Genomic DNA, 23,424 nt, shown 5'->3' with positions numbered 1-23,424 from the left:
GCCGGCTACTCGTGTGCCGGGAGGGCCAGGCGCTGGTCGGCGGCCGATTCAGGCCTGTTCCCGGCCGGCTCGGGTCTGGCCGGCTCGGATCCGTCCGGGGCCGGTTCGGGTACGTCCGCCGTGGTGAGGGCCGCGCTGCCGAGATAGGCGGCGCGTACCCGGTCGGAGCTCTCCATCTCGCTGGGAATCCCCTCGAAGATCAGTTTGCCGAAATCGAGCAGATAGACGTGGTCGCAGATGCTGCGGACCAGGGTCATGTCGTGTTCGACGAGCAGGACGCCGCAGCCGCGCTCCCTCACCACCGTCTGGAGAACCTGGCCGAACTGCTCGGTCTCATGTTCGTCGAGCCCGGAGGACGGCTCGTCCAGCAGCAGCATGTCGAACGGGCCGGCGAGGGCTCGGGCGAGCTCCACCAGCCGCCGCTGCCCGATGGGCAGCAGCCCGACCTGGACGTCGGCGATCCGCGTCGTCCCCGTGAGTGCCAGTGCCTCGTCGACCGCCTCGGACAGCAGGCGGCTCGACGGGCGCGATCCCATGAGGTGGGTGAACGGGTTCGCGCCGGCCAGGGAGGCCTCGCGGCCCATGCCCACGTTCCGCCGCACGCTCAGGCTGTTGAACAGCTCGGTCCGCTGGAACGTCCGGCCGAGCCCGCGCCGGGCCCGGCGTGCCGGCCCCTCCCGGGTGACGTCGACACCGTGCAGGAGGATCTGCCCGGAGCTCGGGCGGTTCAGCCCGCTGCACGCGTTGAAGGTGGTGGTCTTGCCCGCGCCGTTCGGGCCGATGAGGCCGGTGATGGCGCCGGGTGGTGCCTGCAGGCTGACGCCGGCCACGGCCTGGACCCCACCGAAACGCACGGACAGATCACGGACGACCAGCCCGTCCCTGCCGGTGGGCTCGCGGCGGGACGAAGCGGATCGTTGCCGTGCGAGCGCCAGCCCCGGCCCGGCTGTTGCCGGTGGCTCAGCTGTTGCCGGTGGCCCGGCTGTTGCCGGTGGCCCGGCTGTTGCCGGTGGTTCAATCGTTGGCGGTTCAGCGGAACCGGCTGGCTCGGGTGCTGTAGTGGTCGGGGCTATGTCCAGCGGGGCGGCGGGAATCGGCGCCCGGCCGCCGAGGTGGTCGAGGAAGCGCCGCGCGGGCGCGGGCATGGTGCCGCCTCTTGTGCCGTACGCCGCGGTGGCCGCGCCGAGCCCGAAGAGCAGGGTGAGGATGTCGCCGGTCGTGTCCCCCGAGATGTAGGCGGGCAGCACGCTGTAGCCGATCGCCGCGACGATGGCGTACCACGGCTCGCCGACGGTGACGATCACGACCAGCACGACGAGGGTCAGTGAGTTGAAGGACGGATAGTAGGTGCCGACGCCGTAGTAGAAGAGCATGGCGTTGAGCGCCCCCGCCAGGGAGGCCACCGCCGAGGCGACGCAGAAGACGATCACCTTGAGCACGCTCGACGTCGTCCCGTGCGTCTCCAGCGCGAGTGGCGAGTCGGCCAGCGCCTCCAGCAGGCGGCCGAGCCGGCCGTGGCCGATCGCGGTGATGCCCACGGCAACGAGCACCGTGATCACGAGTAGCAGGTAGTAGAAACCCTCGTCGCCGGCGAGGTCCAGGCCCGCGATCGACACCGCGGGGCGCGGCGCCTCCAGCCCCAGCGGTGACTGCCCGAACATGAAGCCACGGGTGTAGAAGACCTGCTCCGCGAGGATGCCGAAACCCAGCGTGGCCAGCGCGAGGAACACTCCGGACACCCGTACGGCCGGTATCGAGATGAGGGCGCCGACCGGCACTGCGACCAGTGTCGCCAGGATCAGCGCCGGCAGCCACGGCATCGTGCTCGCGAAATGCCCGAACGCCGCCGCGCCGACGGCGGCGAACGCCAGGTGACACAGCGAGATCTGGCCGGATCGGCGGACGAGGAGCCCCAGCGAAAGAAAGAGCATGATGTTGATGAGCGCCGCCGACCACACGGAGACGTAGCCCGCCTGGATCGTGGGGACCGCCGCGAGCAGGCCGACCGCCACCACGCCCGCCGACAGGCGCACTCGGATCGGCGCCTGGTAGGAGCGGCGGACACTCGCGGCCGCCACGAGCCGCCGCTGCGTGAGCAGGCGGCGCGGGAGCACGATGAGGACCACGAAGAGGACGACGAACGGCAGCGCGGGTGCCAGCCCACCGATCCAGGTGGACGTCGCCGAGTACTTGTCGACCAGCGCGCTGGCGACGCCCATCACCAGACCGCCGACGAAGGTCAGCGGCAGGTTCGTGAAGTAGCCGATGGCTGCGGCCCCGAACGCCGCGAACACGACCGTCGTCAGGGTGACGCCGTCGACGAGCTGCCCCGGCGCCAGCAGCAGGCCCGCCACACCCGAGAAGAAGCTGCCGATGAGCCAGGCCCAGCGGCGGACCAGGACCGGATCGTCGCCGCTCATGGACACGAGCTCGTGGTTGTCGACGACGCCGCGCATGACGATGCCGATCCGGAACGCCTGGAAGAAGCGGTACAGAATGGCCGCGGCCGCCGCGGACAGTACGAAGAGGATGATTTCTTCCCAGGTGATGTTCACCCCGGCCAGCCGGATCGTCGACTGCGGCAGGAAATGCGGGAACTCCGGCGGGGTGGCCTCATGCCACAGCAGCCCGAGACTCGAGACGATGAGGATCAGGCCGACCGTCGCGACCACCTTGACGGTTTCGCTGGCACCCGCGAGCGACCGGGCGAGCAGCTCGAGCGCCAGCCCGAGCAGCGGCGCGAACAGGAGCAGGGAAATCGCGGCGGCCACCGGCCAGGGCAGGCCGTGGTCGACCCGCAGGAAATAGAAGCAGAAGGCGACGAGCGCCGCGACGGCACCGTAGCCGAAGTTGAAGATTCCTGACGTCTTGTAGGTCAGTACCAGGCCGATTCCGGCCAGGCCGTAGACCGCGCCGGTCGCGAGACCGACGACGATGAAGGGAAGGAAGTCGTCCACGGTGAGATCCGGCCTCCGGTGGCGAACAGACGGTTCGACGAGGGCGTGCCGGCCCGGATCTGTCCTGAACCGGGCCGGCACGCCCGCTGGCTGGTGCTGACGGGGCTGCTGGTGCTGACGGGGCTGGCAGCGCTGCCAGGTGCTGGCAGGTGCTGGCAGGTGCTGGCCGGGCCTGCGTAGCTGCCTGCTACGAGGTCGAGCCGTCCTTGCAGCTGCGCTTTCCGTCGTTGACCAGTGCCGGCTTGCCGTCCTGGACCCGTCCGACGTACCAGCAGTTGACCTGGTTCGCCTTGCCGGCGGTGAAGGTGAGCGGGGGCGCCCAGCCGTCCAGCGTCTCGTCCTTCAACGAGGTGAGGCCCTTGGTGATCGCCGCGGCCGACACGTCCTGCCCGGCGCTGACGCCGGACGACTCGACGCCGCGCTCGACGAGCAGCCCGCCGGTCCAGACCTGGGCGGCCAGGGTCGTCCACGACTGCGGGTCGGTCCGCAGGCCGGGGGAGTACCGGTCGACCGCCTCGTTCAGCTTCTGGACCTGCGGCTGGTCCACGAAGAACGGAAGAATGGGGAAGGCGATCCAGAGGTTGTTCTTCGTCACGGCGTTGTCGACGAGCCGCATCGTGAAACCCGTTCCGGCCTCGATGAGGGTCGGGTGGAAGTCCTGGCGGGCGCAGTCGCCGGCGACCTTCTCCAGCACCGACGCGGAATGGCTCACATACAGTGCGGTGACGCCGGCCTGCTTGGCCGCGACACACTGGGATGTGTAGTTGGCGGCGGTCGCCGAAATGGACGCGCTGTGGATGACCGGGAGTCCCAGCTCCTCGCCGACGCCCTTCATCAGACTGACGGTGTCCGCGCAGCTGGGTGACTCGGCGCAGTACAGGATGCCGAGGTTGGTCGCCTTCGCGAGCTTCGCGGTCGAGATGATCGCGTACGGCAGGGCGTTGGTCGTCTGCCCGGAGGGGTAGGCGTTCGGGTCCTTGCTGAACACCGCGTTGAAGAAGTCACCGCCGACAACCGGGATGCCGGCGTCGTCCGCAGCCTTGATCCAGGTCGAGACGAGCGTGGTGAGGTTGATGATGACGTCGACCTTGTCGGAGATCGCCGCCTTTGCCTTGGTGACGGAGTTTCCGGGGTTTCCGGCGTCGTCGTACAGTTTGAGCTTGACCGGGTGCCCGTTGATGCCGCCGGCGGCGTTCACCGACTTCGACCAAGCCTCAGCGACCTTGCTCGCGGGGCCGATGCTATGCGCGAAGGATCCTGTACAACTGCAGATCACCGCCACGTTGACCGGTGTTCCAGCGGCTGCCGAGCTGTTCGCGTCGGCCGAGTCGCTCGATCCTGAATCGCCACACGCCGCAACCGTCATGGCGACGAATGCCAGCATGGCTATCAGGAGCCTGCGTAAGTGCATTTCTCTCCCCTGTTTGGAGCGGCTAGGTGGGGGACTCTAGTAAATATTCACTCACCAATCAAGGTTAAGGAGTGCACTTCTTTTGCATCGATTGCCCGTCGAATGCCCAAATTTGTCCGCATTTTCTACCTCCCCTGGCCGTGGTTCGACCACTTTCCGTAGTCAAGTGCGTACGAAATGCCGCCTGGTGGTGTAGATGGTCGGATGCCCTGGGTGGGGTGGTGAGCGCGAATTGCCTACAGCAAAGGTCTAGCGGAGTACATGCTTACTCTGCTACTTTGCGAACGCTGCAGGCCAGCCGCGTCGGCCGCGGGTTGGTCGACGTCCCTCCCCGCCGACGGCACCGCTTTGCCCGCCAATTTGAATGGGGGTTGTCATGGCAGACACCGGGATGGACCGGACACGCCCACCCGTACATCTGTGCATCGGCGCCGAGCGGCTCGCCGCGGGGTCGGGTGGCACGTTCGAGCATGTCGATCCGTGCACCGGTGAAGTCGACGCGATCGTTCCCCTTGCCGGGCCGGCAGAGGTGGAGCAGAGCGTGCGATTAGCGCACGAGGCCTTTCTGCGATGGCGTGACGTGCGTCCCGCCGAACGGCGCAGGTTGCTCTTCCGGCTGGCCGACCTCATCGAGCAGAACGCGGCCGAGTTCTCCCGGCGAGCGATTCTCGACAACGGTATGGCGGTGAGCTCGGCGGTCGGGCTGGTCGGCGGTGCGGTGGAGTGGACCCGGTACTACGCCGGTTTCGCGGACAAGATCTCCGGTCGGGTGGCGTCCTCGTTCGGCCCGGACGGCGAGTTCAGCTACACTCTCGCGCAGCCCTACGGCGTCATCGCCGCGATCATCACCTGGAACGGCCCGCTGACCTCCCTGTCGATGAAGGTCCCGCCGGCGCTCGCCGCGGGCAACACCGTCGTGGTCAAACCGTCGGAGCTGACACCGTTCGCCGCCGAGTTGTTCGCCGACCTGGTGGAGGCCGCGGGGTTCCCGCCGGGCGTCGTCAGCGTGCTGCCCGGCACCGGCGAGGCAGGAGCGGCGCTCGTCGAGCATCCACTGGTCCAGAAGGTCTCGTTCACCGGTGGTCCGGTGACCGCGAAGGCCATCCTGCGGACCTGTGCCGAGCAGATGAAACCGGCCTGCCTTGAGCTCGGTGGCAAGTCGGCCAACCTCGTCTTCGACGACGCCGATCTCGACGCCGCGATCGCCTGGGGGACGCTGCGCGTCCTCGGCACGGTCAGTGGGCAGGGCTGCGCCTTTCCGACCCGCATGCTCGTGCAGGAGTCGATCTACGAGGAGGCGATCGATCGGGTCGCGCGCCTGGTCAAGGGGATCCGGGTGGGTGACCCGTGGGACACCGCCACCGACATCGGCCCGGTCGTCAACCAGGCCGCGGTCGACCGCATCCTCGGCATGATCGAGCAGGCCGGGCTGGACGGCGCCCGGCTGGTCGCCGGTGGCGGGCGCCTGCAGGGGCCGCTGTCCGGCGGGTACTTCCTCGAGCCGACGGTGTTCGCCGACGTGGAGCCGCACAGTGAGCTCGGCCAGGTCGAGGTGTTCGGCCCGGTGCTGTCGATGATGCCGTTCTCCACCGAAGAGGAGGCCGTCGAGATCGCGAACTGCACCCGGTACGGGCTGTCCTCCTACGTCCAGACCACGGACGTGCGCCGCGCGCACCGGGTCGCCGAGCGGCTCGTGGCCGGCGCGACCATGATCAACGGTGCGCCGAACATGATGGTGAACCGCCCGTTCGGCGGTCTGGGCCTCAGCGGCTACGGCAAGGAGGGCGGCCCGGACGGCCTGGCCGAGTTCCAGCGGATCAAGACCGTCGCGATGGTCTGACCCGTGTGACCGAAATCCCAGACCAGAAAACCGTGAACGCGGCGGCGTTCTCCGGGGAAGGGAGATCCATGGCCACTGGATCCGGTTCGGCGGGTGGAAGGATTTTCGGGCCGCCCGGCGCACATTCATCGGGCCAGCTGGTTCCGACTCTCGGCGTGATGCTTCCGGTGTTCGGCACCATCGACGGGAGCATCAGTCCGTCGAGCATCGCCGAGGCGGCGGTCTACGGCGAGCGGCATGACATCGACGGTCTGTGGCTGGGTGACCATCTGGTGCATCCGCTCCCGCTGCTGGAGTCGATCGTGACGCTTGAACACGTGGCGAGCGTGACCACGCGGGTGCGCGTCGGAACGTCGGTGATGCTGCTCGCCCTGCGAAACCCGCTCGCGGCGGCGAAGCAACTCGCGACCATCGCCGCCTATCACCCGGGGCGTCTCACGCTCGGCGTCGGCGTCGGCGGTGAGCATCCGGCGGAGTTCCGCGCCAGCGGGGTACCACTCGACCAGCGAGCCGCACGGTTGGAGCAGTCCGTGCTGCTCCTGCGTGAGCTCTGGTCCGGCGAGCCGGTCACTTCCGACGGCCCGTTGCAGGGGGTGCGCATAGCACCGATCCCGCCGCGGATACCGCTGCTTTTCGGCGGGCACACGCCTCCCGCACTGCGGCGCGCGGCTCGGCTCGGTGATGCCTGGGTCGGCTTCTACAAGGACGTCGACGGGTTCCGCGCGGCCAGGGACACGATTGTCCTCGAACGGAAGCGGCTCGGCCTGGAAGACATCGACTTCCCGCTCGGGAGGGTGCTTCCGACACTGATCACCGAGCGGGACACCGGCGCCGACGACCGCGCGGCCGAGTTCATGCGCGGCGCCAGTACGAAGAACTTCCAGGCCAGCCCGGCACAGTACGTGCTCGCGGGCACTCCCGAGCGGGTCGTGACGCGGCTCGCCGAGTACCACGCCGCCGGGTGCGGGCACTTCATCCTCGCGATTCTCGACCAGGGACCCGCCTATCTGGAGCAGCTCGCGGCCGTCTGCGAGCAGGTTCTTCCCGCCGTGCGGTCATGGGTGAGCGGTTAGCAGGCACGACGGCCCCGGCGCTGACGCCCGGCGCGGACGAGACCGGATCTGATCAAGGGGATCAAGGGGAGAACATGGCACGTCTGGATGGCAGGATCGCCATCGTCACCGGCGCCGGAATCGGGCAGGGCCGTTCCACCGCGCTTCGCCTCGCGAAGGAGGGCGCCAAGGTACTCGCCGTCGACGTGAGCGGCGCCGAGAGGGACACCGCTGCGCAGGCACCGGATCAGATCGAGCCGGTCCACGCGGATGTCACCCGCGGCGACGAGGTTCAGGCGCTTGTCGCGGAGGCGGTCGGGCGGCATGGCCGACTCGACATCCTCTGCAACGTGGTCGGTGTCGCCGGCATCGCCCAGGCGCCCATTCCCGACATCGACGAGGACGACTACGACAGGCTCCTCGCCATCAACCTCAAAAGTGTCTTCCTCGGCATGAAGCACGCGATCCCGGCGATGGTGGCATCGGGCGGCGGATCGATCATCAACTGGTCCTCGGTCGGTGCCCTGGTCTCGTCGCCGCAGACGGCCGTCTACGGCGCTTCGAAGGCCGGGATCCTCGCGATGACCCGTGCCGCGGCTCGTGAATGGGGAAAGTCCGACATCCGGGTGAACGCCATCTGCCCCGGCTTCGTCTACCCGACCGGCATGACCCTCATGGGCGAACGGGAATTCCCCGAAGCGGTGTCGCGGGCCGCCTCGAAATCGGCGCTCGACCGCCCCGGCCACCCTGACGAGATCGCCGCCGTAGCCGCGTTCCTCGCCTCGTCGGACGCCTCGTACGTGACCGGAACCTACCTTGTCGTGGATGGCGGCTGGACCGCCGGCTAGACAACCTGCCTGGCGGTCACCCGCCTGTTCGCCCGGTTCCCGGCCCTCGCGCTGGCCACCGACGAGCCGGTGTTCCGGCCGCATCTCACGGTGCGCGGCTTCGAGACGCCGCCCGTCATCCTCTGACGGCATCCTCTGACTGGCTCTGTCCTGAAATCCGTCCCTACCGGTGCCGCGGAGCCGGTTCGTGTACCGAGACGGGAAGGCGTTCCGGACCGCGCAGGATCACGTTCGGCTTGAAATCCGGCTCGTCGGTGAGCGGGTCGATGGTGATCCCCCGTTCGATCAGGCGGCGCAGCAGCGTCTCCATCTCCAGCAGGGCCAGCCCGGCCCCGAGGCAGAAATGCACCCCGAGGCTGAACGCGAGATGGCGCGGGGGAGCCGCCTGGCGTCCGTGGAAGCGGGTGACGTCGAGGCGGTCCGGGTCCGGGTAGGCGGCCGGGTCGCGGTTCGCGGCGGCGAGCAGCACCGCCACCCCGGAACCGGGCGGCAGCAGCTCGCCGGCGAGCTCCAGCTCGGTCAGCGCGTCGCGGGGGATCAGCTGGATCGGCGCGTCGAAACGCAGCAGCTCCTGGACGGCGCTGGGAACCAGCTCCGGCTCGGCGTGCAGGGCGGCGAGCTGCTCCGGGTGGCGCAGCAGCGCGAGCAGGCCGTTCCCGATCAGATTGACGCTGGTCTCGTGCCCGGCGTTGAGCAGCAGGTTCCCGGTGCCGAGCAGCTCGGTGTCGGAAAGCCCGTCACCGTTCTCGTCGACCGCGGCCAGCGCGCTGATCAGATCATCGGCCGGATGGTCGCGCCGAGAGCGGGCCAGCTCCCGGAAATAGTCGTAGAAGGCGGCCGTCGACTCGTCCCGCCGGGTCTTCTCCTCCGGGCTGAGAAGGATTTCCGGGTCCAGCCCGCGGGCGATGGCGATCGACCACTTGTGAAAGACCGGGTAGTCCGTGGCGGGAATCCCGAGCAGCTCGCACACGATGGTCATCGGCAGTGGATAGGCGAGGGCGGCGATCAGATCGGTCTCGCCGGCGGAGACCATGTCGTCCAGCAGCTGGTCGACGAGCCGCTCGATGCGCGGCGCCAGCCCCGAGATCATGCGCGGGGTGAAGGTCCGGCTGACCATTCCCCGCAGCCGGGTGTGCTGCGGCGGGTTCATGAAAAGAAAAGAGTCGCCGCCCCGGAAGGCGCCGTCCGGGCCCTGGTTGTGCCCCCAGGACGGGTTCTGCAGCACCGCGGTGCATTCCGCGTGCCGGGTCACCAGCCGGATGCCGAGCGGCGTCTCGTGTACCGGCCCGCCCTCGCGCAGCTGTGCGAACAGGGGGTAGGGGTCGGCGCGGTGCGCCGGGCTGAACAGATCCAGCAGGATCCGGGTGACGTCGTCCGCGGGCAGGGTCGAGGCCATCGGTCCTCCCTCCGAGATCGGTGTCGGGCGATCGGTGTCGGGCGATCGATTTCGGGCGATCGGTGTCAGGAGACCGGTGTCAGGAGACCGGGGTCAGGCCCGGGCGGCCATCTGCAGGGCGGCCAGACCACGAACGACGATGTTCGGCTTGTAGGGCGGGTCGTCGTCGAGCAGTTCGAGCGTCCCGGCCCGGCGCAGCAGGCGGTCCAGCAGGATCTCCATCTCCAGCTGCGCGAGCGGGGCGCCGAGGCAGTAGTGGATGCCGAGGCTGAACGCCAGCTGGTGCGGCGGGACGGGGGTCCGCTGGTGGAACCGGGTGACGTCGAGGCGGTCCGGATCGTGGAACGCCGCCGGGTCACGGTTCGCCGAGTTGATGAGAACGACGACTCCCTCGCCCTCGGCGAACGTGCGCCCGCCGATGGTCAGCGGCCGGGTGGCCGACCGGGTGGTCAGATGCACCGGCGGGTCGTAGCGCAGGAGCTCCTCCACCGCGGCCGGGACGAGCTCGGGCCGCTCGCGCAGCACCTGGATCTGGTCGGGATTGCGCAGCAGCGCGAGGATGCCGTTGCCGACCAGGTTCACCGTGGTCTCGTGGCCGGCGACCAGCGTCGTCACACAGGACGTCAGCAGTTCCAGCTCGGTCAGCACGTCGCCCTGGTCCTCGACGGCGGCGAGCGCGCTGAGCAGGTCGTCCGCGGGCTGGCGCTTACGCTCGTCGATGAGCTCCCGGAAGTAGGCCTGGAAGTCCCGGGACGCGGTGCTGCGGTCGGCCCGCTCCTGCGGGCTTAGCAGGGCATCCGGGTCGAAGCCGCGCCCCAGCCACTGGGACCACTGCTGGACGAGCGCGTGGTCGGCGGCCGGCACCCCGACCAGCTCGCAGACGACGGTCAGCGGCAGCGGGTAGGCGATCGTCTCGATGAGGTCGAACTCGCCCGCGGCCAGCGCGTTGTCGAGCAGACCGTCGACGAGCCGTTCTATGCGTGGCCGCAGGCCCGCCACCAGCCGCGGGGTGAAGGCCTTCCCGACCAGCCGGCGCAGCCTGGTGTGGTCCGGCGGGTCCATCCACAGGAACGACGTCGGCAGCTCGGCGGCCGCCTCGTGCGCCTCGACGTCCCCGTGCAGCTGCGCGGCCTCGTCGGCGTGGCTCCAGGCCGAGTTCTGCAGGACGGTCACGCAGTCGCTGTGCCGGGTCAGCAGATACAGGCCGAGCGGAGTGCGGTGCAGGGGGCCGGCCTCGCGCAGGCTCCGGCACAGCGGATAGGGGTCGGCCCGGTGCTCCAGGCCGAACAGCGCGAGAATGGTCTCGGTCAGGTCGATCGTGCCTGAGTCGATCGTGTCTGATACGCCGGGTGATGCGGCTGACGCGTTCACCGACAACCTCCTGCTGCGGAAAGCCGTGCGAAAACCGTAAGGCGCCGGATGTCGAGACGGCGAACGATAGGTGGTTTTCATAATGTGATTGATTTCGGTCGAGCGCCTTGACCGGTGATTTTCGCGGTGGGCAGGATTTCGCTGCTGAATCCTTGTGGATCGCGCGGCTGATCGCAGGCCGACAGCTGTGGGAGGGCGATGTGGCAGACGCCGGTAGCTCGGAGCGCCGTGGGCGGGCGGTGGTGCTCGGAGCGAGCATCGCGGGCATTCTCGCCGCCCGGGTCCTCGCCGACAGCTACGAGCAGGTGGTGGTGCTCGACCGCGACGACCTCACCGGGGTGCTCCAGCGCCGCGGCACCGCGCAGGGCCGCCACCTGCACGGGCTCATGGAACGCGGCCGCCGGATCATCGAGGACCTGTATCCCGGGGTGACCGCGGAGCTCGTCGGCCTCGGTGCGCCGACAACCGAGGTCCTGACCCGATCCCGCTGGTACCTCAGCGGCCTGCGGGTCCATCCGACGTCCACCGGCCTCACCACGGTGCTGGCCAGCCGGCCGCTGCTGGAAAGCACCCTGCGGGCCCGCACCGCCGCGATGCCTGGGGTGGAGATCCATGCGGGTGTCTCCGCGTCCGGCCTGGTCGCCGCACCCGCGGCACCCGACGGCGCGCGGCGGGTGGTGGGCGTTCGGGTCACGGCAACGGACGCGGCCACCGCCGCCGCGATCGACCACCTCAGCCAGGAAGCACCCCGCCTCCTCCAGGACGCAGCTCGCCTCGACGGAGACGCGACCGGCAACGGCCAGGACGCATCCCAGGGCGCCCGCGGCGGAGCCGTCATCGCGGCCGACCTCGTCGTCGACGCGACCGGGCGGGCGTCCCGTGCTCCCGACTGGCTTGCCGAGATCGGCTGCGACCGGCCGGTCGAGGAACGTATCGACATCGACCTGGGCTACGCCTCACGCACCTACGAGCGCCGCCCGGAGCACCTCGACGGTGACCTCGGTGTGGTCGTCTCGACCATGCCGGGCTGGCGCGGCGGCGGCGCGATCGTGCTCGAGGGCAACCGCTGGCACGTCACCCTCGGCGGCATGCTCGGCGACCACCCGCCCCTCGACGAGGCCGGCTTCCAGGCATTCGCGTCCACCATGCCGGTTCCGGACGTCCACCAGATCGTCACCACCGCCCGGCCGCTGGAGGATCCCGTCCCGCACCGGTTCCGCGGATCGGTGCGCCGCTACTTCGAGCGGCTGGCCGCACCGCCCGAGGGCTTCCTCGTCATCGGCGACGCCGCCTGCAGCCTCAACCCGATCTACGCGCAGGGGATGACCGTCGCCGCCCAGCAGGCCGAGGCGCTCGCCGGCTGCCTGCACGCGGGCCGCGCCGACCTGCCGCGGCGCTTCTACCAGGAGGCCGTCACCCGCATCGAGTTCGCCTGGCAGATGTCGACCAACGCCGACCTGAACTACCCGGGCGTCGTCGGCAACCGCACCCCGCGGGTCCGGATCATGAACGCCTACATCCGCCGGGCCCACATCGCCGCGCACCTGGACCCCACGGTCGCCCGTACCTTCATGCGCCTGGCGAACCTGGTGGAGCCACCCTCCAGCCTGCTGCGGCCGCCGATGGTCGCCCGCATCCTGCGCCACGGCTTCTCGGCCTCCGTCCCCACTCCACGGACCGGTGCGTCGTCCGTTTCGAAAGCCTCGCCGGGCACCGCGGCGGCCCGGGCCTCCCGGTGAGAACTGGCTGATCCGGTCCCGCTGTCGCCGCTGTCGCCGCTGTCGCCGCTGTCGCCGAGCAAGATGTGAGGATTTCGGCTGCTGCAACAACCGTAATCCTCACTTCTTGCGAATTGCCAAAACCCTTATGTCGCTATTGGTGTGAATTGATGGCGCTGTGCGGCGGCACGGGATCCACCCTCAGCCGGCGCGGCGGTCTCCCGGGGCGTAGCCGCGGACGAAGAGCCCCACCGCGGAGCGCAGCGCCGCGTCAAGGGCCGGATCGTCGAGCCCGGGCGGGTGGTAGACGGCGAAGGTGCCGAGCTCGGTCATCTCCCAGACGGTGCCGCTGACCAGGGCGATGAAGTGGCCTGCGGCGCGGGCGGGGTCGTCGATGCGCAGCGCGCCGCCGTGGGCGAGGCGAGCGAGCTGGCCGATCAGCTCCGACCAGACGGGCGCCGCGACGCGCTGGCGCCACAGCTGCATGAGCGGTGGGTTGCGCGGGCCTTCGGTCTGAACGAGCACACGGAGCGAGGCGCTGCGTGGGTCGAGGAAGGTCGCCATGATCCGGCGCGCCAGCTCGTTCAGATAGACCTCGGGGTCGGGCAGCTCGCTGGGGAAGTGCGCCGTCGCCTCGCGCAGGGTTTCCAGCGTCGCGGTGATGTGCTCGTCGATCACGGCGAGGAACAGTGTCTCCTTGTCGCCGAAGTGGTTGTAGATGGTCTGGCGGGAGACCGGCGTGGCCGCGGCGACGTCCTCCAGGGTGGTGGACGCGTAGCCCTGGCGGACGAAGAGTTCCAGCGCCGCAGCCATGATTGCTTCACGTTTGGCCGGGCGGCCCCGTGCGGGCGCACGCGGGGCTGGTGGGACTCGCTCGGGCACCCCTTCAGCCTAGTCTTGGACGTCGGTGTCTAAAATTCTAGACGATCACGTCCTGATTGGTGTCCGGGTGTGTGGGCGCGGCGTCGCCGGCCACCACGGGGCCCTGGCGAAGGAGACGAATTGACCGAGGCTGAGGCTGAGCGTTCGCACACCGCCGTCATCGGTGCCGGCCCCGCGGGGCTGACCGCCGCCTACCAGCTCGCCGCCCGCGGCGCGGCCGTGACGGTCTTCGAGGCCGACGACGTCGTCGGCGGGATCAGCCGCACCGTCGTTCGTGACGGCTGGCGGTTCGACATCGGCGGGCACCGGTTCTTCACCAAGGTGGCCGAGGTCGAGGTGCTCTGGAACGAGATCCTGCCCGCCGACGACTTCCTGCTCCGGCCACGGATGAGCCGGATCTACTACCAGGGCAAGCTTTACGACTACCCGCTGCGGGCACTGAACGCCCTCGGGAATCTCGGGCCGCGCGAGGCCGCCCTCGCCATCGGGTCCTATCTGCGGGCCCGGATCCGTCCGCCGCGAGACCAGGATGCCAACTACGAGTCGTGGCTGGTGGCCAGGTTCGGTTGGCGTCTTTACCGGACGTTCTTCAAGACGTACACGGAGAAACTGTGGGGGATCCCGGTCAGTGAGATGCCGGCGGACTGGGCCGCCCAGCGGGTGAAGAACCTCTCCCTCTCCGCGGCGATCGTGAACGCGGTCCTCCCGAAGCGCAACCAGAAGAACATCACCAGCCTCATCGAGGAGTTCCGCTACCCGAAACTCGGGCCGGGGATGATGTGGGAGGAAGCCGCCCGCAAGGTGGAGAAGATGGGCGGAGAGGTCATCATGAACTCCGCGGTGACGACGATTCACCGGGCCGACGGGCGAGCCGTCGCCGTCACCGTCACCACCGGATCCGGGCAGCGCCAACGGGTGCCGGCCGACCACGTCATCTCCTCGATGCCGATGTCGGCACTGCTCAGGAGCATCGACCCGCCTCCGCCGGCGGACGTCCTGGCGGCGGCGGACGACCTGCGTTACCGTGACTATCTGACGGTCGCGCTGATTGTGCCGCAGGAGTTCAGCTTCCCGGACAACTGGATCTACATCCACGATCCCGGAGTCCGGGTCGGCCGCATCCAGAACTACGGGTCATGGTCGCCGTATCTGGTCAAGGAAGGCCGCACCTGCCTCGGCCTGGAGTTCTTCGTGTTCGAGGGCGACGACATGTGGACGAAGCCCGACAGCGAGCTGGTCGTGCTCGCGACCGCGGAGCTGGAAGCACTCGGGCTGGTCCGCCCGGGCATGGTCGAGACCGGCTATGTCGTGCGGGTCCCCAAGGCGTACCCCACCTACGACCAGTTCTACCGGCGCAACGTCGACGTCATGCGGCGCTGGCTGGAGGAGAACGCTCCGAACGTCTACCCCGTCGGCCGCAACGGAATGCACCGGTACAACAACGCCGACCATTCGATGCTGACCGCCATGCGCACCGTCGAGAACATTCTCGACGGTACCGGGTACGACGTGTGGGAGGTCAACGTCGAACAGGAATATCACGAGGAGAAGTCGGCCACCGGCGCGAAAGCCCGGGCGACCGGCGGAACCGGCCGCGACGCACCGGTCATCCCGCGCCGGTAGCAGCGGCCCCTGGGCCCCGCAGGCCCCCGGCAGGCACCCTGGCCCCTCTGGGGCAGGGCTCAGATCGCCGAGATCGCGTCCCAGATCGGGGGCCAGCAGGCGACCGCGGTGACCACCGCCGCGGCGGCGAGCAGGCCCGTCGCCAGCAACGGACGGGCCTGGCGGCGCAGCCGGACGGCGAAGGGCGCGCCGCCGCCTGGCGCGGCCCTGACCTCCTGCGCCACGACGAAGCCCAGCACCAGCAGGAACACCAGCGTGTCCTGCAGGGCGAACAGGAGGTACCCCGCCGTCGCGCCCGCGTCGTAGACGGCGAGGTGAAACCAGCAGACCGCCAACGGCAGCACGACCATGGCGATATAGGGAGCGACGAGCCGCAGCGACATCGCGCCGGCATCGTCACCGACACCCTTCTTGGTGATCATGTACGGCTTCTTGACCCGCAGCACGACCTGCACCAGCGCGGAGAGGACGATCACCCAGCGGGCCGCGTGCAGCACGATTCCGCGCCAGGTGAGACGCACCCGGCGCGGCACGTGCCACGGCCGGCTCCACCACCAGACACCCGCCCCGACCGCGCTCAGCGGCAGGCTGTGGACGACGAACTCCAGGTAGTGAATCGTCGCGATACGCCAGTTCAGGCACAGCGCCGCCAGCGGCAGCGCGAAAAGGGTCACCATCGACAGGCACCAGAAGGTGTACCAGGTCTGCGAGAAGAGGAACTGCACCGCCTGCCGTGGCCGGTAGTTCCGCAGCAGGCGCGGCGTGTGCCACAGCAGGACCTCGATCATCGAATAGGCCCAGGCGAACTGCTGCGAAAGATAGGTCTCGAACGTCTCCGGCCCGTCACCCACCGCGATGATGTCGGGGACGAAGACGCCCTGATACCCGCGCGCGGCGAGGCAGACCGTGTCGAGATGATCCTCGGCCCGGGTCGGCTGGAAGCCGCCGATCTCACGGATCGCCGCGGTGTCGTAGGTGCAGTGGGAACCGATGATGAAAGGAGTCCGGGAGAAGCCGTAGAAGCCCATCTGCAGCGGGCCCTGCAGCCCCAGCTCCTGCTCGGCGGCGCCGCGGGCCGTCCAGTGCTCGAAGTTGCCGTAGACGCTCGGTGCCTGGACCCACTTCACCATTGGGTCGGCGAAGTAGCCGAGGACCTGGTGCAGGTAGTCCGGGTTGGGAATGTGATCGATGTCAAGCTGGGTGAAATGGCTGTACCCGCGGCCGTGGGCATCGAGCCAGGCGTTGACGTTCCCGGCCTTCGTCTTGCGCTTGAAGGGCGGGAAGCGCCGGTTCCAGCCCGCCACACCCGCCTTCCCCCAGCGGGCCTCGTCATGCCGGCAGAAATATCGGACGCCGACCGAGCGGGCCATCTCCTCGATCTCCGGCGAGGGGACCTTGTCCACCAGGATCCAGCTGTCGTGCGGATAGGCGATGCGGCTCATCGCGACCAGCTGACGCCGGACGATCTCCAGCGACTCGGAGCCGGGAACGGTCAGGCTGACGACCGCGACCCGACCGATCGCCCCGGCGTCCTCCGCCCGCCGCACCGGGATGCGAACGGGCCGCCGCATGTTTCCCACGAAGATCAGGTACATCGTCGCGAGGAACGTGCCCACGTAGAAGAAGGACAGCGACATCAACACGAACAGCGGCGCGGAGCCGATGTTGCCGGGACGCAGCCACCACTGCCAGAAGAAGACGACCGCGGCGATCCAGCAGACCACGACCAGCCGGTACTGCCAGGCCTGCGACCGGCTCATCACGGCCGCCGCCCGGACCCGAATCCCAGCGCCGTCCGCCGCCCCCGGCGTCCGCCCGCGGCCGGGGCCCGGCACCCGCGGGCGACGCTGCACCCGCACGGTCACCTGGTCGACACCACCGACCGAAAGCGGCACCGTGACGTCATCCAGATCCAGGAAGGCCGTCACATCCGCGGCCTGGGAGGGCACTGTGGCTTCGGCCGGCCAGGGCGGCGCAGCCCTGGTGCCTGCCGCTGCCCCGGGCCCGGGTGAATACGCCGACGTCGTGCCGTCACGCAGCGGGCTACGCACCTGTCTCTCCCCCCACGAACCGCGCGACTGATCACGCGGCGGAAAACAACGAGCGAGCGGCTGGTCGGTCTCGGGGGTCGCCGAATGCGCGGACAGGTGCCAGGGTCCGTCGCGGGCCCGAATCCGCCGCAGGCCCGAAAGAGATGTCCGGCAGCGCGGGCAGGATTCGCCTGCCGGCGGCCCACCCGGGCCGCCGGCGAATGGCGCAGGTCACATTGCTCGGGCCCGTCGGTATGGACGTGCGGGTGACCGAGGAATTCCCTTTCGTTGCACGTCCAGCCCCCTCCCGCATCCGATCGAGCGCCGAGGTATAGATCGGCGTAGTCCGGACAGATGGTCACGCTAAGGCATCCCGGGCGGCTTGGCAAAATTGATGCACACAGCGTCCGGGTGGACGCTCTCCGGTGTCGGAGCGGAATGTGGTAACGCAGGTCACTTTGTTTTTCTGCTCACACTCTCCGCTGTCCGCGCTGATAGCTGAGATCACTTTCAGGTGGCGGCGGAATGCTTTTCGTGGCCAGGTATCCTGCGAGATCTGAGGCGTTGCCCGAACGGTGGGCCCGGGAGTCTCCCGGCGAAGCCGCCGGGGCCCGAGCCGTCGTGCGGGCCCCGCGGCCCGAGATCGCGGCGCCCGCGGGCCGCTCGGCCGGGAGGGGGGCGGGAACCGATGCGGGGACGGAGCGTGCGGGTGGCCCCTCCTGCGCGGGTGGCCCTGCCGCTGATCCTGGTCGCCGTTCTCGCTGTTCTCGTCGTGGTGTCGGTGCTGGTCACAGTGCTGAGCGGGCCCGGTGCGCGCCCGGCGGAGGTGCTCGGTGTCCGCGGCGCCGACATCTCCTTCACCCTGCAGGAGGAGGCCGCCGGCACTGCCCTGTCTGACGGCGGGCAGCGACGTCCCGTCGAACGGATACTCGCCGCCCGCGGCGCGAACTACGTCCGGCTGCGGGTCTGGGTCAGCCCGCCCGCCGGTTACAGCGACGAGAAATCGGCGCTGACACTCGCCAGAAGAGCGCACAGTGCCGGGCTGAAAATCATGCTGGTGCCGCACTACTCGGATTTCTGGGCCGATCCGCACGCACAGGAGCCGCCGGCCTCATGGCCTCGGTCCGACCTGGCGGCCATGAAGCGGAGAATCGGCGATTACACCCGGGATCTCGTGTCGAGGTTCGCCGCGCAGGGCACCCCGGTCGATATGATCCAGATCGGCAATGAGATCACCAACGGAATCCTCTGGCCGCTGGGCTCCGTCCAGGCCGGCACCGCCGACGAATGGGCGAGGCTCGCGGACCTGCTGAACAGTGCCATCGCCGGCGCCCGCGAAGGCGCCCCGGGCCGGCATCTCCCGGTGGTCCTTCATGTCGACAGCGGCGGGGACAGCGGCCTGTCCCGATATTTCTTCGACAGCCTGATCCAGGCCGGTGTCACATCCTTCGACATCATCGGCCTGAGCTACTACCCGTTCTGGAACGGCTCGCTGGCCGCCCTGCGCGCGAACCTCGACATGCTCGCCTCCCGCTACCACCGCGGAATCCTTATCGCGGAGACGGCCTACCCGCAGAGCCTGGCCGCGGCGAAGCCCGGTGACTGGGTAAACACACCCGACCAGCTACCGGACGGCACCGCCCTGCCGGCGACACCAGCCGGCCAGGAACGGTTCTTCGCCCAGCTGCGCCAGATCCTGAGTGACGTGCCCGACCATCGCGGCCTCGGCTTCTTCGTGTGGGAACCGGCCTGGCTCACCGTGAGCCCGAAACCCGGCGAACCGATGCCCGCGGCGAACCTGGCCATGTTCGATCGCGATGGCACCGCGCTGCCCAGCCTCAACGCCTTCGCGGCCATCCCGGCCGCCGCATCGGGCGCTGCTCCGGGCGCGAGCTGATCCCGGGCCCGCGCGCGGCAGTGGAGGAGCCGGGTTTCGCGGCCGTGCGGCTGATCGGAGCCAAGGATTCATCTCGGTTTTGCAGTTTTCGGACCCAGTTTCACTTTCGGTTGAAATGCGCCGCGAAGATTTACTGCATATTCGCTCTCGGGTTGCTCTGCCTGATCGACTGTCTGGGATTCTCCTGGACGGGTTTCGCCGGACCTGGACCGGAATTCCCTCCGGCCCCGGCGGGGCCAGTCAGGAGAGCGTGGTGTCCCCTCGTGTCTTCAAGGCGGCGGCTGTCGCCGTCGTTGCCATCCTGGTCGGCGTGCTCCTCGCCGCCGCGCCGGCGAACGCGACGCCCCCGAACATCCCCTCGGCAAGCACCGCACTGAGCCGGCTGAACTCCCTGACGGTCGCCGCCGAGTCGCACTCCTCCACCTACGACCGTGACCTCTTCCCGCACTGGATCACGATCTCCGGCGCCTGCAACACCCGTGAGCAGGTCCTGAAGCGCGACGGCACCGGTGTCGTCGTGAACAGCAGCTGCGCCGCGACCTCCGGCTCCTGGTACAGCCCGTACGACGGCGCGACCTGGACGTCCGCCTCCGACGTCGACATCGACCACATGGTTCCGCTGGCGGAGGCGTGGGCGTCCGGCGCCTGGGCCTGGACCACGGCGCAGCGCCAGACCTACGCCAACGACCTCGGCGGCCCCGAGCTGTGGGCGGTCACCGACAACGTCAACCAGTCGAAGGGCGACAAGGACCCGGCCGAGTGGCAGCCGTCGCTCACCTCGTTCCGCTGCACCTACGCGCGTGCGTGGGTCCAGGTGAAGTACTACTACAGCCTCACCGTCGACAGTGCGGAGAAGTCCGCCCTGACGACCATGCTCGGCACCTGCTGAGCCCTGCAGAACTGACTTCCGCGTGACTACGCCTGGCTGCCCACATCCGAACCCGCGGGCAGCCAGGTCCTGGCGTGGTCAGAGCAGGCCAGGGAGAACCTTCTCGAAAAACGGATGGTCGCCGGCGAAGGTGGGTTCCAGCTGGAGGAACTCGGCCGGGGTAACCCAGCGGGCGGCACTCACCTCGTCCGGGTCGAGTGCGAGCTCGCCGGTCTCGGCCGACGCCGTCCACCAGTGCAGCCGGAAGGTTCCGTTGTCGGTGTCGCACTCCCAGACCTTGGCGCCGGGGGTCACCGTGAGCCCGACCTCTTCCTTGACCTCTCGGACCAGCGCCTCCTCCTGGTTTTCACCGGGTTCGATGCGCCCGCTCGGCGGCGCCCAGTAGCCGGATCGCTCCGTCCGCGGCCCCCGCTCGATGACGAGGACCCGCCCGGCTCTGGTCAGCACGGCCACCACTGCCTGTTTCTGCGCCACGGCGTTGATGCTGCCACGGCGTCCGGTGCCGGGTCAGCCCAGCGAGGGGGCAAGGCCGGAGGGTGTGGGCAGGTCGCAGGCCGGTTCCGCGGAACCGGCGGTGAGGCGGACCGGGATCACGCCGGCCCAGTAGCCCGAGTCGAGGTCGGCCTCGTCGTCGTTCGGTGGTCCGGTGCGGGCCTTGAGTGCGACGTCCGTCGACTCGGCGTCCAGGTCGAGGGCGAGCACGGCGGTCGCCGCCAGCTCCTTCGAGGTGGGCGGGCGGCACTGCGTCGAGCGGTCTACGGCAACCCGGTCGACCAGTGCGGCCAGCGCCCGTTCCTTCGCCGCGGGGTCGAGAACGTACTCGGCGTTCCCGTGGATGATGACGGAACGGTAGTTGAGCGAATGGTGGAAGGCCGACCTCGCGAGGACGAGACCGTCGAGCAGCGAGACGGTCACGCACACCGGCAGCGGTTCCGGCCGAGCCGCGGTGAGCAGGCGGGCCGCGGTCGAACCGTGGACGTACAGTACGTCGCCGATCCGCGCGTGGAGGGTGGGCAATACGTGCGGTCGGTCCTCGGCGGCGAAGCCGACGTGGCAGGTCAGCGCCTCGTCGAGCACGGCGTGCACCGCGGCGCGATCTCTGGTCACCCGCTGGGTGGCCCGGGTGGGTGTCAGCATGGCGGAATTCTGTCCCGCCGCCGTGGCCCGTGACGACTGCTTTTCGGCGCCGGCCGCACCGGTGCCGCGGTACCGCAGTGCCTTGGAACGGCGGTGCGGCGGTGCCGCGGAACCACGGCACCGCCGCGCTTGCGCTGAACCTGCCTCGTTAGCCCCGGCCTACCTGACGATGACCCGGGCGCGGGCGATGTTCTGGACGAGTGTGTAGGGCGCCGCCGCGTCGCCGTTGCGTTCGGAGGTCACCCGCACGACCGCAAAATACGTCCCGGGCCTGGTGAAGGCGTGGCTGATGGATGTCTGGACGGTGCTGCCGGGGTTGTCGATTTCGGACTGGTCCGGGTAGGTGCCCCTGCCGTCGAAGTCCCATTCGACGCTGACGATTTTCCCGCTGCCGGGTGGCGCCTGGGCGGAGACGGCGAGCGTGACGGCCTCGTCCGGCCTCGCGTCGGCGCGCACCGCTGCCGGCCGGACGTCCCGGGTGCCGACCTTGCTGATGGTCAGGTTGACGACGGGCTGTACTCCCTTCCGCTGCTCGGCGGTGGGTGCGAGGTTCACCTGTGAGTCGCTGTCGACGGTGTACGAGCTGCTGGCCGGTGGCGCGGTGCCCTGGGTGACCCAGGCGTCCAGGTCGAGCAGGGCCTGCTGGGCCTCGCCGCCGTAGCTGACGACGTGCGTCTCGGCCGCGTCGTCGCGCGGTGAGCTGTGCACCGCGTTGTCCATGTACCACAGGCGGTAGCTGTCGTTCAGCTCCGCGCCGAGGGTGGCCTTCGCCTGGGTGCGGTACCAGTCCGCGGGCCAGGGGAACGCCTCGACATCCAGCAGCGAGGCGAGCATGATCATTTTTCCGTGGAACTTCCCGGTCGGGACGGCTCCGCTCGCCGCCTGGGCGAAGGTCGGCCCGGCGAGGACCGGCCGCTGCGGATACAACGGCGCGCCGTCCGAGCCGCGGAACTGGTTCCAGCCGTACATGTCCGCCGAGGGGACCTGATAGCGCTGGTAGTACTGCAGCGCGAGCAGCCACGAGTTGTCGAGGCGCACGTGGTCGCCGGGGCGGATCGTGCCGATCGCGGCAGTCGTGGCGGCGTCCGCATCCTTGCGGAAGGTGACCTCGGTGCCTTTCGAGCCCGCGGCGATGACGGACTTGCCGGCCGCGGCGCCGCTGGTGACGACGATGTCCGCGCCGGTCAGGTCACCGGCCGGCACACCGGACAGCCGCAGCCCCGTCGGCGGGCTCCCGACCAGCTCCGTCACCTCGGCGTCGTACTGGAAGCGGGCGGCGCCGGCCGAGGACGCCGGATCGGTGCCCGCGTAGCCGGGCTTGCTCCAGAAGTCGTCGACGTAGGTCGGGTCGAGGATGCGGACGCCACCGGCCACCGCGTAGAAGGCGCCGCCGTCCATCTCGGCGTGGTCCCACCACCCGCGCGGGGAGAACCCGAGGCGGGTGGCCTCCCTGAGCACCGCCTGCTGTTCGGTGTTCAGCCCGGCGTAGGGATCGCCGCTGCCGCCGGGCTCCATCGCGTCCACGATCTGGGGGAACTTGTCACGAAGCACCCGCAGCGCGAGCAGCTGCGTGGTCATGCTGCTCGGAATCGCGTTCGGGGTACCGGGGACGATGGGCACGCCTCCGTCCCACACGCCTTCGGTGTTCTCCAGGGCGCCGATGGTCTGGTAGGCGCCGCCGCTGGCGCCGTAGATGTAGCCGCGGGGCCTGGCGGAGTCGGCGTACACCTGGGCGGCGACGGTGCGCGAGAGGTTCGCGGCGGCCGCGTTCGCGCGGTAGCCGCCAAGCTCGCCGGCCTTCGGCAGGCCGCCGGCGTTGTTGGTGCGGACCAGGTAGGCGCCGTTCGAGAGGGCGAAGGCGATCGTGGCCGGCCCGGCGTCGTCGGTGGTCAGGGTCGGGTAGGTGTACTGGAAGAACCGCCCCGCGTAGCGGTCCGGGAAGTAGAAGGCGAACGTCGCCTCGGTCCCGCTGAAGCCTCCGTGCACGTAGCGGAAGTCGACCTTGACCTTGGTCTCCGGGTCGGTGACCGTGCGGCGTTCGTCCTTGTCGACGTAGGGCTGGTTCAGCTTCGGGTCGACGCAGGAGCCGGTGACCACGGGCGTCGCGTCATCCCTGGTCCGGCACGGCTGGCCGGGCAGCGGCGTCGAGATCTGTAAGGGACGCCCGACGTTGCTCTTCCACGACGCGGTCGCGGCGGGCGTGCCGTTGGTGCCGGCGTCGGGCTTTCCGTCCGATGTGCAGGCGGCCGCGAGCAGGCCCGCTGCGAGCGCGCCCGCGGCGAGCCGGATCGTCGCGCCGCGGGGCGCGGGCTTCCTGAATGACCTCATCGCATCGCTTCCTCGGGTTCCTTCGTTGCCGATCGTCGATCATGA

The 23,424-nt window shown here is 69.5% G+C and carries 17 protein-coding genes; 8 read left to right on the top strand and 9 right to left on the bottom strand.

Annotation, left to right across the window (positions count from 1 at the left end):
* Positions 1-5: 5 nt before the first annotated feature.
* Positions 6-2,957 (bottom strand): ATP-binding cassette domain-containing protein, encoded by a 2,952-nt coding sequence (locus ACG83_RS04405; RefSeq protein ID WP_083473013.1) that lies wholly within the window; start codon positions 2,955-2,957, stop codon positions 6-8.
* An 18-nt stretch (positions 2,958-2,975) separates the two neighbouring features.
* On the opposite strand from ACG83_RS04405, the gene ACG83_RS45225 reads away from it, so the two are divergent.
* Entirely contained in the window at positions 2,976-3,137 is a 162-nt protein-coding gene (locus tag ACG83_RS45225) for a hypothetical protein (RefSeq protein ID WP_161934721.1), read from the top strand.
* A 7-nt stretch (positions 3,138-3,144) separates the two neighbouring features.
* Here the strand turns inward: ACG83_RS45225 and ACG83_RS04400 are convergent, their stop codons facing one another.
* Positions 3,145-4,323 carry an ABC transporter substrate-binding protein gene (locus ACG83_RS04400; protein ID WP_235497741.1) on the bottom strand — a complete coding sequence of 393 codons (1,179 nt, stop codon included), beginning with the start codon at positions 4,321-4,323 and terminating at the stop codon, positions 3,145-3,147.
* Between the two features lie 421 nt (positions 4,324-4,744).
* Between ACG83_RS04400 and ACG83_RS04395 the strand changes: the two genes are divergently transcribed.
* The 3 genes from ACG83_RS04395 (at position 4,745) to ACG83_RS04385 (ending at position 8,108) form a co-directional block, all read left to right on the top strand.
* Positions 4,745-6,208, top strand: coding sequence for an aldehyde dehydrogenase (locus ACG83_RS04395; protein ID WP_198955514.1), 1,464 nt, complete (start codon positions 4,745-4,747; stop codon positions 6,206-6,208).
* Positions 6,209-6,276: 68 nt separating this feature from the next.
* On the top strand, positions 6,277-7,281 hold the full coding sequence (locus ACG83_RS04390) for an LLM class flavin-dependent oxidoreductase (protein WP_083473012.1): 1,005 nt from the start codon (positions 6,277-6,279) through the stop codon (positions 7,279-7,281).
* Positions 7,282-7,355: 74 nt separating this feature from the next.
* Entirely contained in the window at positions 7,356-8,108 is a 753-nt protein-coding gene (locus tag ACG83_RS04385; RefSeq protein ID WP_054564825.1) for an SDR family NAD(P)-dependent oxidoreductase, read from the top strand.
* Between the two features lie 163 nt (positions 8,109-8,271).
* Here ACG83_RS04385 and ACG83_RS04380 read toward each other — a convergent pair whose 3' ends face one another.
* Positions 8,272-9,504: a cytochrome P450 gene (locus ACG83_RS04380; protein ID WP_054564824.1), complete on the bottom strand. Its 1,233-nt coding sequence runs from the start codon at positions 9,502-9,504 to the stop codon at positions 8,272-8,274.
* 93 nt (positions 9,505-9,597) lie between these two features.
* Complete coding sequence (locus ACG83_RS04375) at positions 9,598-10,875, bottom strand: cytochrome P450 (protein WP_054564823.1); 1,278 nt, start codon at positions 10,873-10,875, stop codon at positions 9,598-9,600.
* Between the two features lie 200 nt (positions 10,876-11,075).
* Between ACG83_RS04375 and ACG83_RS04370 the strand changes: the two genes are divergently transcribed.
* Positions 11,076-12,614, top strand: coding sequence for an NAD(P)/FAD-dependent oxidoreductase (locus ACG83_RS04370; RefSeq protein WP_198955513.1), 1,539 nt, complete (start codon positions 11,076-11,078; stop codon positions 12,612-12,614).
* A 180-nt stretch (positions 12,615-12,794) separates the two neighbouring features.
* On the opposite strand, the gene ACG83_RS04365 is transcribed toward ACG83_RS04370, so the two are convergent.
* Positions 12,795-13,406 carry a TetR/AcrR family transcriptional regulator gene (locus tag ACG83_RS04365; protein WP_054564822.1) on the bottom strand — a complete coding sequence of 204 codons (612 nt, stop codon included), beginning with the start codon at positions 13,404-13,406 and terminating at the stop codon, positions 12,795-12,797.
* 189 nt (positions 13,407-13,595) lie between these two features.
* On the opposite strand from ACG83_RS04365, the gene ACG83_RS04360 reads away from it, so the two are divergent.
* Entirely contained in the window at positions 13,596-15,098 is a 1,503-nt protein-coding gene (locus tag ACG83_RS04360) for an NAD(P)/FAD-dependent oxidoreductase (RefSeq protein WP_054564821.1), read from the top strand.
* A 59-nt stretch (positions 15,099-15,157) separates the two neighbouring features.
* Here the strand turns inward: ACG83_RS04360 and ACG83_RS04355 are convergent, their stop codons facing one another.
* Positions 15,158-17,149 carry a glycosyltransferase family 2 protein gene (locus ACG83_RS04355; RefSeq protein ID WP_054564820.1) on the bottom strand — a complete coding sequence of 664 codons (1,992 nt, stop codon included), beginning with the start codon at positions 17,147-17,149 and terminating at the stop codon, positions 15,158-15,160.
* 688 nt (positions 17,150-17,837) lie between these two features.
* On the opposite strand from ACG83_RS04355, the gene ACG83_RS04350 reads away from it, so the two are divergent.
* Positions 17,838-19,025 (top strand): glycosyl hydrolase 53 family protein, encoded by a 1,188-nt coding sequence (locus tag ACG83_RS04350; RefSeq protein WP_235497623.1) that lies wholly within the window; start codon positions 17,838-17,840, stop codon positions 19,023-19,025.
* A 253-nt stretch (positions 19,026-19,278) separates the two neighbouring features.
* A complete protein-coding gene (locus tag ACG83_RS04345) occupies positions 19,279-19,914 on the top strand; it encodes an HNH endonuclease family protein (RefSeq protein WP_054565408.1) in 636 nt (211 codons plus the stop codon).
* Between the two features lie 78 nt (positions 19,915-19,992).
* Here the strand turns inward: ACG83_RS04345 and ACG83_RS04340 are convergent, their stop codons facing one another.
* The 3 genes from ACG83_RS04340 to ACG83_RS04330 form a co-directional block, all read right to left on the bottom strand.
* Complete coding sequence (locus tag ACG83_RS04340) at positions 19,993-20,388, bottom strand: NUDIX domain-containing protein (protein ID WP_054564818.1); 396 nt, start codon at positions 20,386-20,388, stop codon at positions 19,993-19,995.
* Between the two features lie 33 nt (positions 20,389-20,421).
* Complete coding sequence (locus ACG83_RS04335) at positions 20,422-21,051, bottom strand: pyridoxamine 5'-phosphate oxidase family protein (protein WP_054564817.1); 630 nt, start codon at positions 21,049-21,051, stop codon at positions 20,422-20,424.
* Between the two features lie 159 nt (positions 21,052-21,210).
* Positions 21,211-23,379, bottom strand: coding sequence for a PKD domain-containing protein (locus tag ACG83_RS04330; protein ID WP_054564816.1), 2,169 nt, complete (start codon positions 23,377-23,379; stop codon positions 21,211-21,213).
* Positions 23,380-23,424: the final 45 nt, after the last annotated feature.

Origin of the sequence: Frankia sp. R43, from assembly GCF_001306465.1 — a bacterium.
Lineage (GTDB): Bacteria > Actinomycetota > Actinomycetes > Frankiales > Frankiaceae > Parafrankia > Parafrankia irregularis.
This window is presented reverse-complemented; position numbering and strand designations above follow the sequence as displayed.